At 33.8% G+C, this 16450-nt stretch carries 13 protein-coding genes; 8 read left to right on the top strand and 5 right to left on the bottom strand.

The features are described 5' to 3' along the window. Nucleotides 1-7 precede the first annotated feature (7 nt). On the bottom strand, nt 8-1501 hold the full coding sequence (locus BMY96_RS08835) for a TrkH family potassium uptake protein (RefSeq protein WP_092851409.1): 1494 nt from the start codon (nt 1499-1501) through the stop codon (nt 8-10). A 16-nt stretch (nt 1502-1517) separates the two neighbouring features. Then, nucleotides 1518-2867, bottom strand: a complete 1350-nt coding sequence (trkA, locus tag BMY96_RS08830; protein WP_092851408.1) for a Trk system potassium transporter TrkA — start codon at nt 2865-2867, stop codon at nt 1518-1520. 317 nt (nt 2868-3184) lie between these two features. Between trkA and ubiE the strand changes: the two genes are divergently transcribed. After that, nucleotides 3185-3910: a bifunctional demethylmenaquinone methyltransferase/2-methoxy-6-polyprenyl-1,4-benzoquinol methylase UbiE gene (gene ubiE, locus BMY96_RS08825; RefSeq protein ID WP_092851406.1), complete on the top strand. Its 726-nt coding sequence runs from the start codon at nt 3185-3187 to the stop codon at nt 3908-3910. Between the two features lie 4 nt (nt 3911-3914). Beyond that, nucleotides 3915-4646: a type IX secretion/gliding motility protein PorT/SprT gene (gene porT / locus BMY96_RS08820; RefSeq protein WP_092851405.1), complete on the top strand. Its 732-nt coding sequence runs from the start codon at nt 3915-3917 to the stop codon at nt 4644-4646. A 68-nt stretch (nt 4647-4714) separates the two neighbouring features. On the opposite strand, the gene BMY96_RS08815 is transcribed toward porT, so the two are convergent. Further along, complete coding sequence (locus BMY96_RS08815) at nt 4715-5434, bottom strand: TrmH family RNA methyltransferase (protein WP_092851404.1); 720 nt, start codon at nt 5432-5434, stop codon at nt 4715-4717. A 215-nt stretch (nt 5435-5649) separates the two neighbouring features. Between BMY96_RS08815 and tamL the strand changes: the two genes are divergently transcribed. The 5 genes from tamL (at nt 5650) to BMY96_RS08790 (ending at nt 13865) form a co-directional block, all read left to right on the top strand. Further along, the gene (tamL, locus tag BMY96_RS08810; protein WP_175473544.1) at nt 5650-8157 is read left to right on the top strand and encodes a translocation and assembly module lipoprotein TamL; all 2508 of its coding nucleotides are present in this window, start codon (nt 5650-5652) and stop codon (nt 8155-8157) included. 134 nt (nt 8158-8291) lie between these two features. Beyond that, entirely contained in the window at nt 8292-9359 is a 1068-nt protein-coding gene (gene fbaA / locus BMY96_RS08805) for a class II fructose-bisphosphate aldolase (RefSeq protein ID WP_092851402.1), read from the top strand. Nucleotides 9360-9678: 319 nt separating this feature from the next. Then, nucleotides 9679-10536, top strand: a complete 858-nt coding sequence (gene accD / locus BMY96_RS08800; RefSeq protein WP_092851400.1) for an acetyl-CoA carboxylase, carboxyltransferase subunit beta — start codon at nt 9679-9681, stop codon at nt 10534-10536. Nucleotides 10537-10978: 442 nt separating this feature from the next. Then, nucleotides 10979-11248, top strand: coding sequence for a 30S ribosomal protein S15 (gene rpsO / locus BMY96_RS08795; RefSeq protein WP_092851398.1), 270 nt, complete (start codon nt 10979-10981; stop codon nt 11246-11248). Nucleotides 11249-11606: 358 nt separating this feature from the next. After that, a complete protein-coding gene (locus tag BMY96_RS08790) occupies nt 11607-13865 on the top strand; it encodes a polyribonucleotide nucleotidyltransferase (RefSeq protein ID WP_092851397.1) in 2259 nt (752 codons plus the stop codon). A 138-nt stretch (nt 13866-14003) separates the two neighbouring features. Here the strand turns inward: BMY96_RS08790 and BMY96_RS08785 are convergent, their stop codons facing one another. Next, nucleotides 14004-14618, bottom strand: a complete 615-nt coding sequence (locus BMY96_RS08785; protein ID WP_092851395.1) for an FMN-dependent NADH-azoreductase — start codon at nt 14616-14618, stop codon at nt 14004-14006. Nucleotides 14619-14730: 112 nt separating this feature from the next. Here BMY96_RS08785 and BMY96_RS08780 point away from each other — a divergent pair, with 112 nt between their 5' ends. Further along, the gene (locus tag BMY96_RS08780; protein ID WP_092851394.1) at nt 14731-15096 is read left to right on the top strand and encodes a winged helix-turn-helix transcriptional regulator; all 366 of its coding nucleotides are present in this window, start codon (nt 14731-14733) and stop codon (nt 15094-15096) included. A 93-nt stretch (nt 15097-15189) separates the two neighbouring features. On the opposite strand, the gene BMY96_RS08775 is transcribed toward BMY96_RS08780, so the two are convergent. Beyond that, on the bottom strand, nt 15190-16449 hold the full coding sequence (locus BMY96_RS08775) for an HlyD family secretion protein (protein WP_092851393.1): 1260 nt from the start codon (nt 16447-16449) through the stop codon (nt 15190-15192). Nucleotide 16450: the final 1 nt, after the last annotated feature.

The following is a 16450-nucleotide window of genomic DNA, read 5'->3' as shown; positions in this document are numbered from 1 at the left end:
CAAATTATTATCTATTACGCCAGAAAAAAGGCGTAAGTAAAATAAGTACCGTAAACAGCTCTAAACGTCCAATAAGCATTAAAAAGGAGGCCCACCACTTACCTAGTGCTGGTAATGCGGCATAATTATTTACAGGTCCAAAATCGCCTAAAGCAGGACCTACATTTCCTAAAGTGGAGGCCGCTAAACCTACTGAAGATTTAAAGTCGATTCCCATCATAGAGAACACCAACGAACCTATAATAAACGATAACATATACAGTATAAAAAAACCTAGGATATTAAAAACGATATCGCCAGAAATAGCACGTTTATTATAACGCACCGGAATAATAGCACTTGGGTGCAGTGTACGCTTAAACTCTAAAAAACCGTTTTTAATAAGTATTAAATGGCGTACTACTTTTACACCTCCGGAGGTACTTCCGGCAGAACCTCCTAGAAACATAAGCCCGAAAAAGAAAACCACTAAAAAGGGTGTCCATAAGGTATAATCGGCCGTTACAAAACCGGTTGTTGTTATTACCGATAATACTTGAAACAGCGCGTGCCTAAAAGCACTTTCTGCACGTCCCCAAACCATTGGGTGCGCAATGCTAGATTGCGATATATCTGCCCTGAAATAAATTATAACTGCTGCTATTATTGTAAAAATGGCCACAAACTTAAAGTAGAGTTTAAACTCCTCGTCTTGGATGGCTTTTTGCACTTTGCCTTTAAATGCAAAGTAACTTAGTACAAAGTTTGTACCTGCTAAAAACATAAAAAGAATGATAATATATTGAATTACGGGATCGCCATTCCAGTAGGCAACACTAGCATTTTTAGTAGAAAACCCTCCTGTAGACAGTGTACACAAGGCATGGTTTATAGCATCGAAAAAAGACATACCGGCAAGCTTTAACAATAAGGTTTCAGCTGCTGTGTAGCCAAAATAAATAAGCCATAAGCGTTTGGCAGTATCTGTAATTCTAGGATGTAATTTATCTGCACTTGGCCCTGGTGCTTCGGCTGCAAAAAGCTGCATACCTCCAATACCTAAAAGCGGTAATATGGCAATAGCTAAAACAATAATTCCCATACCACCAATCCAATGCGTCATACTACGCCAAAACAAGACCCCTTTTGGCACAGCCTCAATATCGTTTAAAATAGAAGCACCTGTGGTTGTAAAGCCAGACATAGTCTCGAAAAATGCATCTGTAAAACCAGGAATACTTCCTGTAAAAATATAAGGTAAAGCTCCCGATAAAGACATGATAATCCACCCAAAACTAACCACTATATAACCCTCGCGCTTATTCATTTCTTTGCAATGATCTCTAGTAAAAAACATGGTAATACCACCAACTATTAAAGTGGCTAAACCAGAAAGAAATAATTGAAAAGTAACACCATCTTTATAAATTAGACTTACTAAGGCCGATAGTAGCATAAAGCCACCATTAAACAGCAAGAGCAACCCCAAAAAATGGAAAATGATTTTGTAATTAAGCTTCATGTAATTTCTCACTATTTTAACGGAATAATTTTTCGACACCTTTAATAGATTGTAATAAACTACAAACTACCACTCTATCGCCTTCTTGTATTTTAAAATCACCCAAAGCAATTTCACCTTTACCGTTTCTAACAACACCGCCAATAATTGCAGAACGCGGAAAATCAATTTTTTTAATATACTTGTTACAAATAGCAGAAGAGGCTTTAACCTCAAACTCTAATAATTCGGCATTCATATTACTAAGCTTAGTCATGGCAACTACTTGGCCCTTTCTAATGTACCTAAATATGTTATTAGCCGCCAATAGCTTTTTATTGATAAGGGTTTCAATACCTACCGAATGCGACAACTCGAAATAATCCATATTCTCTACAAGCGCCACCGTTTTCTTTACGCCTTTAGATTTTGCCACTAAACAAGACATAATATTGGTTTCAGAATTAGCCCCTACAGCAATAAAAGCATCCATATCGCTAATATTTTCTTCGTCTAGCAAGTCTACATTTCTACCATCACTTTGTATTACTAAAACGTTAGGTAAATCGTCGGCTATATCAAAAGCGCGTTCTTTATTAGCTTCTAAAAGCTTTACGTTAAACCCTTTATTACTTAAATCTCTAGCTGTTTTATAACCAATTTTACTTCCCCCCAAAATCATAACGTCTTTTATCTCGTTATTGGCTTTTCCGGTGAGTTTACAAAGCTCTTCGCCTCCGCCTTCCGAAGTTATAAATACAACATTATCGCCTCTTTTAAATTTGGTATCTCCCCTAGGAATTATAGTATACTGCGTACCAAAGCGTTGAATGGCAATAGGAACAAAATGAATTTCTGGGAAAATTTTAGCTGCCTCTTTTACTGTTTTACCCACAAACGCCGCAGACCTAGATAGGTTTAAACCAATCATGGTTAATGCCCCATCTTCAAACTCGTAAGTATCATTAAATGACGATTGTTTTAAAGACAACTCAATTTCGGCAGCAGCCAAAGATTCTGGCGAAATTAACTCATCAATACCAAATTTGGTAAATCCAACCTCATCTTTATGATGAATAAACTCGGTATTTGTAATTCGTGCAATGGTTTTTGCAGCGCCCAATTGTTTTGCTAAAACACAAATGGTAATATTTGTGGTTTCGCTTGCCGTAACGGCAATAAAAAGCTCGCAATTTTCTACACGTGCCTCTTTTAAAATAGCTATAGAGGTAGAATCGCCTCGAATAACTTTTATATCTAAATGCGTATCGGCGTAGGCTAAACTTTCTTTGTCGGTATCAATTAAAGTAATCTCTTGAGACTCGTAAGACAATAATTTTGCTAAATGAAATCCAACTTCACCAGCACCAGCAATAATTATTTTCACTCGTTTAAATTTTTAAATGGTATGATTACAAATAAAAAACTAAAGCCTTATATATCAAACTAAAGTGCTTCTATTATTTTTTCTTATTCATAAAAAAGTACCACAAATATACTACAAAATAGAACTTCGATCATAAATGGGCATTAATTTAATTATTTATAATCCTGTTATCTTTTACTTTTCTAATAGTTTATCTTTTCCTCAAGAGTTTCTATTTTATATTTTTGCTTCGGATAACCTAAACTATTTATTTTGACTTAATTTGATATATTAAAGTAAAAATAAATTATGTAGGTTTGCATCAAAATTTTTAAGATTTGACAAAAGTAAAGCCATACAAGGACAGCGACTTAGGAAAAAAAGAGCAGGTTACAAAAATGTTTGATACCATATCGGGAGATTATGATGGGTTAAATCGTGTAATTTCTTTTGGTATAGATATTAAGTGGCGAAAAAAAGTGGTTAAAATGGTAAAAGAGGCTAACCCCGATTCTATTTTAGATATTGCTACAGGAACAGGAGATTTAGCCATAAATCTTGCCGAAACTAATGCCTCTAGAATTGTAGGTTTCGACATTAGTAGTGGCATGCTTGAAATAGGAAAGCAAAAAGTAACTAAGAAGGGATTAGATTCTAAAATTGAAATGGTTTTAGGAGATTCTGAAAACATGCCTTTTGATGATAATTCTTTTGATGCTATTACCGTAGCTTTTGGTGTTAGAAACTTTGAAACCTTAGAAAATGGTTTAAAAGAAATTTACAGAGTACTTAAACCAAACGGTACTTTTGTTATTTTAGAAACTTCTATGCCAACAAAAACGCCTTTTAAGCAAGGCTACAATTTTTATACAAAAAACATACTACCATTAATAGGAAAAGCCTTTTCTAAAGACAAAAGTGCTTATAAGTATTTATGCGAATCGGCATCTGTTTTTCCTTTTGGAGAAGCTCTAAACAATATTTTACGTAATATTGGGTTTATAAATGTTGAAGATTTTCCACAAACTTTAGGTGTGGCAACAATTTATAAATCATCTAAGTAATTATATGAAATACCTTTTTGCATTAATATCATTTTTATGTATCGTTGAAACCTCTAACGCTCAACTTTTTAAAAAAGAAAAAGTTAGTTACGATGCCAACCAAGGTCGAGGATCTACAGATAACAACCTACTACGTTGGGGCTATTTTTTAGGTATTAATAGCTACGATTTTAATTTTGATTACAAAAACGACTTAAGAGATATTTATGTAAAAAAGAGTCCCGGTTTTAGTGTGGGTTTAATTGGAAATCTTAGAATTAACGAGTTTTTAGATCTTCGTTTAGAACCAGGCCTATTAATTACTACTCGAGAGCTTTATTATGGTGCAGAGTGGTTTCAAGGTGAGCCAAATGTTAAGGATTCCGATTTTATTAGAGAAGTAAAATCAACCTACATACACTTGCCGCTTTTACTAAAAGTATCGACCAAACGTATTAACAACTTTAAACCTTTTATTGTTGGTGGTATTTCTACGGCGCTAAACTTATCTAGTAACGAGGATAACCCCGAGGATAATAAAAACGGACAATTTAGAACGACAAAAAACTCATTGTTTTACGAGCTTGGTTTCGGTATAGATTTCTATTTGTATAATTTTAAATTCACACCCTCTATACGTGGCCTTTTTGGAATTAATGACGAACTAGTAAGAGACGAAGATCCTAATAGCCCTTGGACCTCCAATATTGCAGGGATGCAAACGCGTGGTGTGTTTATTAATTTTACTTTTCAATAAAAGCTTGGTTTAAATTTATAGGCATTTCGCTCTTATCTGCAAGCTGCTACTATAGGTCGTACCCTTTTTTATCCTCTTCTAAACTCACTTAATAAAATTGCTGTTGCTGTAGCTACATTTAAACTTTCGGTGGCTTGTAATTCGCCAAATCTAGGAATAGCTATTTTTTCGGTAATAACCGCTTCTACTTCCTTGGATACGCCATTAGCTTCATTACCCATAACTAATATTCCATTTTTAGGCAACGTACTTTTATAAACATTTTCACCGTCCATAAAAGCACCATAAACAGGTAAACTACTGGTTTTTAAAAACGGAACCAAATCTACATAATTCACATTAACACGTGTTATAGAACCCATAGTAGCCTGCACCACCTTGGGGTTAAATCGATCTACAGTTTCTTTACTACAAACTAATTCTGTAACTCCAAACCAATCACACAATCTAATAATGGTACCTAAATTCCCTGGATCTCTAACCGCATCGAGTACCACAATTAAACCAGTCGTGCTAATGGGTTTTGGCTCTGGTATTTTAAATATGGCCAATGCTGTATTTGGAGTAGTTAAAAAACTAATGCGTTTTAATTCTTGATCGGACACAAGCTCTTCATCTTTGGCATTAATATTGAAAGGCTTCGTTGTATATAATTTGTAAAGCTCTAAATGAGATTGTAACAGTTCGGTTATCGTTTTAACACCTTCAACAACAAAAAAACCATGTTGTTGTCTATATTTTTTTTGCTTTAAACTCGTTATTAATTTTATTTGACTTTTAGAAAGCATGCCAGTATCATAATTTTTTTATAAAGAAAAGAAATTATTAATAAGATACGTTAATAGTCTACTTATTTAAATATTTTTTAAGATTAAAATAATGTATTTTTGATGCTTAAACTAAGATTCCTTTATGGAATATAAACGTTTAACCTATCACTTTTAATTTAATTATTACGCATTTGAAAAAACAACTCTTAAATATTTTACACCTTACGCTTGTTATGAGTTTGCTTTACTCCTGCGATGCCACAAAAAGAGTTGCTGAAGATGAACATTTACTTACAGAAACATCTATAGTTGTAAATGATAAAAAAAATAATACCGAAGAGATAAACAACCTTTTATACCAACATACCAACAGAAAAATTTTAGGCATACCTTTAAAATTACATATTTACAACACAGCACGACCTAATAGAGATTCCCTTTTTGAAGCTTGGTTAGATAAAAAACCGAATCGTAGAGCTCGATTAGAGAAAAAGTACTCCAAAAAGCAAATTGATAAACTAAAAGAATCTGCTATTGGGTTTAATAATTGGTTAAAAAGAACTGGAGAAGCTCCTACCATTTTAAGTGAAGATAAAACAAAACGCTCTGCTAAGCGATTAGAAGATTACTACTTTAGTAACGGTTGGTTTAATGTAAAGGCCAACTTTGATATTGAAAGAAACGATAACAAACATGCTCAAGTTAACTATACCGTAAAAACTGGACCTGCATTTTTAATAGATTCTATAGTAAAAACGGTGAAATCGCCAATTATTGATTCACTTTATAAAAAAATTCAAGATAAAGCCCTTATAGTTCAAGGCGAACAATACCGAACCAGCAGTTTCGAGCAAGAGCGAGAAAGAATTTCTAGTAGGTTGCGAAACCTAGGGGTTTACCATTTTAATCAAGATTACGTTACTTTCGAAATGGATACTATTGGCACCAATAAAAAAGTTAACGTTGGTATTAAAATTCAAGATAGAGCTATAAGAACTGCAGATTCCATTAGGCGAGAACCCTTTAAAGTATATCATATTGACGATGTTAAAATTATAACCGATTATACTTTCGAGAATAGAAACAAACCATTTCAAGATTCTATTTCATACGGCGGTTTTAAGCTATTTAGCTATGGCAAGATGCGTTTTCGACCAAAGGCACTAACCGATGCTGTATTTATTTCTCCAGGTAAAGTATTTAGAGATATAGACAGAACGCGTACTTACAGTTATATCAATCAGCTTCGCACCTTTAAATATCCAAATATTGAATATTTTGAAAATCCAGATAACACATTAAGAAGCGTTATTAGATTAACACCTTTAAAAAAGTTTAATTTAGATTTTAGTGCCGACGTGTCTCAAAGCGATATTCAAACCGTTGGCTTTTCATTAAACCCGAGCTTACAAATTAGAAATATTTTTGGCGGTGCAGAAACCCTAGCTATTTCCGGAATAGCATCTATTGGAGCATCAAAAGACTTAAGGGAAGATGGCGACCCATTTTTTGATATTAATGAGTTTGGAGCCGATTTAAAACTAACCATACCAAGAATATTTTCGCCTTTTTACACCGAAAATATTATACCAAAATACATGTCGCCTAGTACTAGCATTGGTCTAGCAACCACAAGCCAAACCAATATTGGTTTAGATAAACAAACCTTTAGCGGCAATTTTAGCTACAATTGGTACCCAAACAAACAAGTTAGTAACCGGCTAGATCTTTTTAACATTCAATATGTTAGAAACCTAAGAACCGAAAATTATTTTAGTATATACACCAGTTCGTTTAACAGCTTAGAAGATATAGCCCTAGAAAGCTACAATACACCAGCTGAATTTATAGAATTGGATGGTAACGAAAACGAACAGCTAATAGAAGAAAAAGCCGATGAGTTTATAGACTTAGTATTAAGCGACACCAACTACGAAGCCACCAATGCTAGCGATTACTTAACCGTAAGTAATATTGACGAGCGTAAAAAACGATTAACAGAAAACAACCTTATTTTATCTTCGGCCTTTAGTTTTACGCAAGATAATCGTACCAACCTAGTGGATAACGATTTCTCTATTTTCCGATTTAAATTGGAGTTAGCAGGTAATTTATTGGCAAGCACCTCCAAACTGCTTGGACTTAATAAGGATAGCGACGACAGATACGAGCTATTTAACGTAGCCTATTCACAATACATAAAAACAGAACTAGATTACATTAAGCACTGGGATTTAGGCAAGAAAAATACTATAGCAACACGAGCCTTTTTTGGTATAGCTATACCCTATGGCAACTCTAACAGTATTCCGTTTTCCAAGAGTTTTTTTGGTGGTGGTCCTAACGATAACCGCGCCTGGGCAGCGTATGGTTTAGGCCCAGGAAGTTCAGAAAGCACAAATGAGTTTAACGAAGCTAACCTAAAATTAGCTGTAAGTGCAGAACAGCGCTTTAACTTATTTGGCGATTTAAACGGCGCCTTATTTGTAGATGCCGGAAACATATGGAATGTATTAGATAATGTAGAAGACGATAATGCTACCTTTACCAGCCTTAGTTCCTTAAAAGATATTGCTGTGGGTTCTGGATTTGGCTTGCGCTACGATTTTAGTTTTTTCGTATTCCGTTTTGATATTGGTTTTAAAACTTACGACCCATCCTATACAGATCAAAACAGGTGGTTTAACGATTATAACTTTGCTAACGCCGTATATAATATAGGTATAAACTATCCATTTTAAGCTAATTACACTACTTTACACTATAACGTTTTAGTGTGAATTTTGCTGTTTCAAATTAGAAAACGTCCATAAATCATTTAAAATTTGATTACTTTTGATACTTAAGTTAAATCAAAATTATAATTAATATAAAAATGGGACACAACATAAAACCAGGAGTAGCTACAGGAAAAGACGTTCAATTAATCTTTAACCATGCTAAAGCAAATAACTATGCCTTACCAGCAGTAAATGTTATAGGGTCGGACACTATAAATGGCGTTTTAGAAACTGCTAGAGATTTAAATGCCCCAGTAATTATACAATTTTCAAACGGTGGCGCACAATTTAACGCAGGAAAAGGACTAAGTAACGACGGACAAAAAGCCGCTATTGCAGGTGCCGTTGCTGGTGCAAAACATGTACACACATTAGCTGAGGCCTACGGTGTTCCAGTAATTTTACATACAGACCACTGTGCAAAAAAACTTTTACCTTGGATTGATGGTTTATTAGATGCTAGTGAAGTACACTACAAAGAAACTGGAAAATCTTTATTCAGTTCTCATATGATTGACCTTTCGGAAGAGCCAATTGAAGAAAACATTGAAATTTGTAAGCAATATTTAGAAAGAATGTCTAAAATGGACATGACTCTAGAAATTGAATTAGGAATTACAGGTGGTGAAGAAGATGGTGTAGATAATACCGATGTAGACGATTCTAAATTATACACACAACCAGAAGAAGTAGCTTACGCTTACGAAGAATTAAGTAAAGTAAGTCCTCAATTTACAATTGCAGCAGCATTTGGTAATGTACACGGTGTTTACAAACCAGGAAATGTAAAATTAACTCCAAAAATTTTAAAGAACTCTCAAGAGCATATCTCTAAAAAGTATGGTGTAGAGCATAACCATATCGACTTTGTATTTCATGGTGGATCTGGATCTACAGTTGAAGAAATTCGCGAAGGAATTAGCTACGGTGTAGTTAAAATGAATATCGATACCGATTTACAATATGCGTTTATGGAAGGTATTCGCGATTACATGGGAAGTAAATCTGAATATTTAAAAGCGCAAATAGGAAACCCTGATGGTGCAGATGTTCCTAACAAGAAGCACTACGACCCAAGAGTATGGTTACGCGAAGGCGAAAAAACTTTTGTAGCTAGACTTAAAAAAGCTTTCGAAGATTTAAATAATGTAAACACTTTATAGATTAAAGTCCATTTACAAGAAGCATATAAAAAAGGTTCTGTATATTACAGAACCTTTTTTAGGTTTACAAGCCTAAAATTGAAGCCATTAAAACATTAAAATTAATAAAAGTATAAGGGCGTTACCCCAAAATTAAAAAAAAGTTTAATTTTGTGGTCAGGCTTTCGGCAGTCGCTTCCCGATAAAAATCGGGCGAGCCTCAACAAATGCCTCAATCCCTAACGCAATTGGTATTTCGGCAAAAGTAGGAATATCATGAAGCAAACTAAATTTTAAAAAGCTTTCCTATTAAGTAGGAATACAAAAATCATAAGTCACTATGTCTTGGTTTAAAAGAAAAACAAAAGGAATAACAACAACTACCGAAGAGAAAAAAGACACCCCAAAAGGGCTGTGGTATAAATCTCCAACAGGTAAAATTGTAGATACAGAAGAGTTAGAAAAAAACTTTTATGTAAGTCCAGAAGACGGCTACCATGTTAGAATTGGTAGTAGAGAGTATTTTCAAATCCTTTTTGACGATAATAAATTTAAAGAATTAGATGCCGATTTAGAATCTAAAGATCCGTTAAAGTTTGAGGATACTAAAAAATATCCAGAGCGTTTAAAGGCTGCTCAAAAGAAAACTAACCTAAAAGACGCTGTGCGTTGTGCCGTTGGAAAATCTAAAGGAAAAGATTTAGTAGTGGCTTGTATGGATTTTGCTTTTATTGGAGGTTCTATGGGTAGTGTTGTAGGTGAAAAAATTGCACGAGCAGCAGACTATGCTTTAAAAAATAAGTTGCCCCTAATGGTTATTTCAAAATCTGGTGGAGCTAGAATGATGGAAGCGGCATTATCATTAATGCAATTAGCAAAAACATCGGTAAAATTAGCGCAATTGGCAGACGCAGGATTACCTTACATATCTCTTTGTACCGACCCAACTACAGGCGGAACAACAGCATCGTTTGCTATGTTAGGGGATATTAACATTAGCGAACCAGGAGCTTTGATTGGGTTTGCAGGACCCAGAATTGTAAGAGATACTACTGGAAAAGAATTACCAGAAGGATTCCAAACTTCAGAGTTTTTATTAGAGCACGGATTCTTAGACTTTATAACCCTGCGTAAAGACTTAAAAGATAAGGTTAACCAATATATAGATTTAATATTAAACCAACCACTAAGAGATTAACTTAACCATTGTAATCAAAGACTATTAATTTATAATACAGATAGAAACCACCGTATAAATCTTCCAAATCACAATTTATAGTGTTAAGCAATAAATTTATTATTAGGTAAATAGGATAGGTATAGTATTCAGTAAATGATCTAGGCTTCCAAAGCTCCCAAAAAATACAATTATTGCGTTTTACTATAGTTGCTTCAGTATTAGTAGTGGGCTTTACAAAAGCTTATATATATTAATGGGTACATAGTTAATTTATTAGTAATATAGGTAAATTTGTTTGTACTAAAAACAACTTTTTATACAGCTATTACTTTACATAATAAATTACACACGTTACAAAAATATTTTTTACAAATTATTCGAAACATTAAATTATTCACTATATTTGCCGCTCGAAAGAAAAACTTTCGTGTACATAAAAATCATTTACAATAATATTAGCATGTATTTATCAAAAGAAGCAAAACAAGAAATGTTTGCAAAGCACGGTAAAGGTAAAAACGATACCGGTAGTGCAGAAGGACAAATTGCGTTATTTACGCAAAGAATTAACCACTTAACAGAACACTTAAAAAAGAATCGTAAAGATTTTAACACAGAGCGTTCGTTAGTAAAATTAGTAGGAAAGCGTCGTGCTTTACTTGATTACTTAACTAAGAAAGATATTTTAAGATATCGTGCTATAGTAAAGGAATTAGGTTTAAGAAAATAAACTTAAATATAAAGAACCACGTTTTTATAACGTGGTTTTTTGTTTTTGCGTTAGGGATTGTAGAGTAAAGCCCACAGCCCGACGCAGGAGGAGCGAGGACTTGAAACGTAAAGCCCGACCCCTTGTGGGTAACCTGCCTGTAGGCAGGCAGGCGCCCAAATTATAATATAACTCGAGCGTAAGAGTTTAAATAACGCATTTAGAAGAAGCTAGATCCTGAAACGAGTTCGGGACTAAAGGTTTTTCATTGGTCAAACAGACATTTAATTGTCGCACACAACAACTACACACAACAACACAACGACCATTGTTTAACATAATTTAAGCATAAATATGCTTGAATTACAAGAAAAAATTTATGATTCCAAAAGTTTTTAAAGAGGTTATTGACCTAGGAGACGGTAGAGAAATTACTATCGAAACCGGAAAATTAGCAAAACAGGCACATGGTTCTGTTGTTGTTCAATCTGGAAAATGTATGCTTTTGTGTACAGTTGTTTCCAACTACAAACAAGCAGATGTTGACTTTTTACCATTAACGGTAGATTACAGAGAAAAATTTGCAGCTGCAGGACGTTACCCTGGTGGTTTCTTTAAAAGAGAAGCAAGACCAAGTGATGGTGAAGTTTTAACGATGCGTTTAGTGGACCGTGTTTTACGTCCGTTATTCCCTAAGGATTACCACTCTGAAACACAGGTAATGATCCAGTTAATGTCTCATGATGATGATGTTATGCCAGATGCTATGGCAGGTTTAGCGGCTTCGGCAGCTATTCAATTATCTGATTTTCCTTTTGAATGCCCAATCTCTGAAGCTAGAGTTGGTCGTGTAAACGGAGAGTTTGTTATTAACCCAACACGTGCTCAATTAGAGGAGTCTGACATTGATATGATGATTGGAGCTTCGGCTGATTCTGTAATGATGGTTGAGGGTGAAATGGATGAAATTTCTGAAGAGGAAATGACTGAAGCTATTAAGTTTGCACATGAAGCTATTAAAGTACAATGTGCTGCTCAAGTAAAATTAGCTGAGGCATTTGGTAAAAAAGAAGTTCGGGAGTATGAACCAGAACGTGAGGATGCAGATTTAGCTGCAAAAATTCACGATATGGCTTATGATAAAGTATATGCTGTTGCCCAAGCAGGTTCTGCTAAGCATGAGCGTAGTGCTGCATTTGGCGAAATAAAAGAAGAGATTATTGCATCTTTCTCTGAAGAGGAACAAGCAGATTACGGTGGATTAATTTCTAAATACTACAGCAAAGCTGAAAAAGCAGCTGTTAGAGATTTAACATTAAACGAAGGTTTACGTTTAGATGGACGTAAAACTGACGAGATCAGACCAATTTGGTGTGAGGTAGATTATTTACCATCTACTCATGGTTCTTCAATTTTTACACGTGGGGAAACTCAAGCATTAGCTACAGTAACTTTAGGTACAAGTAGAGAAGCCAACCAAATTGACATGCCATCTTACGAAGGCGAAGAGCGTTTTTATTTACACTACAACTTCCCTCCTTTTTCAACGGGAGAAGCGAGACCAATTCGTGGAACATCGCGTCGTGAGGTAGGACATGGTAATTTAGCGCAACGTGCTTTAAAAGGTATGGTTCCTGATGATTGCCCATACACAGTTCGTGTAGTTTCTGAGATTTTAGAATCGAACGGCTCGTCTTCTATGGCAACAGTTTGTGCTGGTACTATGGCTATGATGGATGCTGGTGTACAGTTAAAGAAACCGGTTTCTGGTATTGCCATGGGATTAATTACAGATACTGAATCTGGAAAGTACGCTGTTTTATCTGATATTTTAGGTGATGAGGATCACTTAGGAGATATGGATTTTAAAGTAACCGGTACTGCAGATGGTATTACGGCTTGCCAAATGGATATTAAAGTTAAGGGATTATCTTACGAGATTCTTGTAAATGCTTTAAAACAAGCACGCGAGGGTCGTTTACATATTTTAGGTAAAATTACCGAAACTATTGAAACGCCTAATGCAGATGTTAAAGATCATGCTCCTACAATGGTATCTAGACGTATTCCTAACGAATTTATTGGTGCCTTAATTGGCCCTGGTGGAAAAGTGATTCAGGAAATGCAAAAAGAAACTGAAACAACTATTGTTATTAACGAAGATCCTGTTACCGAAGAAGGTATTGTTGAAATTTTAGGTGTTGGTAGAAAAGGTATTGATGCTGTAATGGCGAAAATAGATTCTTTATTATTTAAGCCTGAAGTTGGTAGCATTTACGAAGTAAAAGTTATTAAAATGCTAGATTTTGGTGCTGTAGTAGAATATGTTGAAGCTCCAGGAAACGAAGTTTTATTACACGTAAGCGAGTTAGCTTGGGAACGTACAGAAAATGTTAGCGATGTTGTAAACATGGGCGATGTTTTTGATGTAAAATACTTTGGTATAGATAAACGTACTCGTAAAGAGAAAGTGTCTAGAAAAGCTATTTTACCAAAACCAGAAGGTTATGTTGAAAGACCACCAAGAGACAACTCTAGAGATAATCGTGGTGGACGCGATAACAGAGGTAGAGATAATCGTGGACGCGATAACCGTCGTGATGATCGTAAACCTAGAGAAGATAAAAAGGAAGATTAATTTCTTTTACTAATCTATATATTAAAGCCTGTTTCAATTAAGAAACAGGCTTTTTTGCTAATTTTATTAGAATCAACATAAAAACAGCTTGTAAATTTTTAGCGAAGTCAAACTTTAGTTATACAGAAGGACAAGGCTTTAATACCATTTTTTACTCAAAAGATCTATTTTACGCTTTGAATTAGCCAGCATTTCTTCGACTTTATCTGCATATTGAACTAACCCAAATGAGTTGATTGCCTCGGCAGGGATCCCAATAAAACCAAAACTAGTTAATAGCAAAGGTGTTGCAAAATTTACCTTATTATACGGTTCGCTATCAAAATCGCTTCCACTTGTCATTAATATTAACGCTTGTTTATTTTCACATAAGCCTTTAATACCTGTATCTGTATATGCAAAAGTCCTGCCTGCCTGTATTACCGCATCAAACCAAGCTTTTACTGTTGCTGGAATGGTAAAATTATACATAGGACTTGCTAAAACAACGAAATCTGTATCTAACAATTGGGTCATCATCTTATCATTTTTAGACAAAACGTTTTGTTGATCTTTGCTAAGTGCTACCCCTCCAAAATTTCTAGCAACGTAAAGATTTAAGTTATCTTTTAGCAATAAATCTGGAGTTTCTTCTGTTAAGTCAAGAAATGTAATTTCTGTTTTCATTTTATTACTTTCAATAAAGTAATCTACCATTTTTTTAGTATTGGAATCAACTCGGGGAGTATAATTAACAATTAGTGTTTTTTTCATTTTATATTTATTTATTATTCAAATTTATATTAATTTGCTATACATTGTATATTACTATATTCGAGTATACTGGTATACTCAAATATAGCAATACCACATAAGGACAATTAACATGGATACAACAAAAAATATTTCAAACCCCTATACTGTTACGGAGTGCAAGACTTTTATTCTTCCTGTTAGAGATGTAATTGATCTATTAGGTGGAAAGTGGAGATTACCTATCATCATTGCTCTATCATTTAAAAACCATAGATTTAAAGAGCTAGAACGACAAATTGAAGGAATCACCCCTAGAATGCTCTCCAAAGTACTAAAAGACTTAGAAATAAACGGCTTAGTTAATAGAGATGTATTTAAAACCACCCCTATTACAGTCGAATATAGCCTCACAGATTATGGAAAATCTTTAGATAAAGTAATTGAAACTGTTAGAGAGTGGGGATTAACACATAGACAAAAAATAATAAACAAATAATTATGCAGAAAGTGCGTGGCTACCGTCAATAAACAAAATAGTTTTAAAAAAACTAAAAAAAACGTATATCTAGAAAAAAGTTAATTGTATTATTTAAATACTAATACTACTTGGCTTAGGCGCAGGGACTTCTTGCACACTCATTTGGGTATCATATTGTTCAAAAACCTTCTTTAAAATATACTTTCCCATTTTCATTTTTTCTAAAATGACTTCGCCATTAAATGAGTACCCAGATCTTAAATTTAGTTTTTGGTTTTTTGGTAAATCAATTAGCACGTAAAAATTATTATCCGCCTCTTTCCTATTGGGTATAAAACTTAAGGTTCCTTTTATAGGCCCATATTGATAGTAATAATAGGCATCTAATTTTAAATGTGTAATTTGACCTTCTTTTAAATATTTTAAATCTTGCTCTTTAACCCGAGCTCTGGCATAAAAGTTCTCAGAATCTGGTGTTATAGAAATTAAAGATTCGCCTTTATTTATAAAACTTAAATTTTGATTTTGTGTAAACACATTTACAATAACACCATTTAAATTCGATATTAAAAATTGTCTATTATTTAATCCTTGAACAATATCTATAGATTTTTCTCTAACTTCTAACTTAGAGTTTACATTTACCTTTTGTTGGTCTAATCTATTTTGAGAAGCCACTAAATCGGAAATTTGAATTTCTAAAGTATTTTTACTCTGTAAATATTCGTTTTCTAATGAGTTAAATTGAGCATCTAGTTGACTCCTTAGATTCCTAATTTTCACATAACTACTCTTAGAAGTTAAATAATCATCGTTGGCTTGTCTAAGCTCAATTAAGCTTATAACTTCTTTGTTATACATAATCGAATCTGATCTTAGCTTATTTCTTTTAATTTTAATTTGTTGATTTAATAAGTAAGCTTGCTGCCCTATATTCCTTAACTCGTTGGTAATATTTTTACGGTCATTAATATACTGAATGGAATCTAATTCAATTTGTTTTTTTAAAAACTCGACCTTTTCTTCTATATTTAGTTTATCTATATCAATAGACTTATTCTGCTGAAAAAGGGTAACAAATTCACCACTTGCATTATCAACTTCCATTAAGGTATCACCCTTAAAAACGCGATCTCCCTTACTTACATAGGTTTTTTTTGGTATAATTTCAAAGGGAGCTTTAAAATTAATTTCTGGATTTTTTGATATAATTTCACCATAATTATAAGACACTACATCGTTAACAGGAACTATAAACATTCCTATTACAACAAAACTTATAAATACCAATAATATCCTAAAAAACAATTTAATAAAATTAATTTCTCGGGTTTCATATATTTTTTTATTGTCTAAGCTATATCGACTCATT

This window comes from Algibacter pectinivorans (genome assembly GCF_900112595.1).
Taxonomy (GTDB): domain Bacteria; phylum Bacteroidota; class Bacteroidia; order Flavobacteriales; family Flavobacteriaceae; genus Algibacter_B; species Algibacter_B pectinivorans.
Note: the sequence above shows the minus strand (reverse complement) of the source record. Positions and strands in the feature narration are given on the sequence as shown.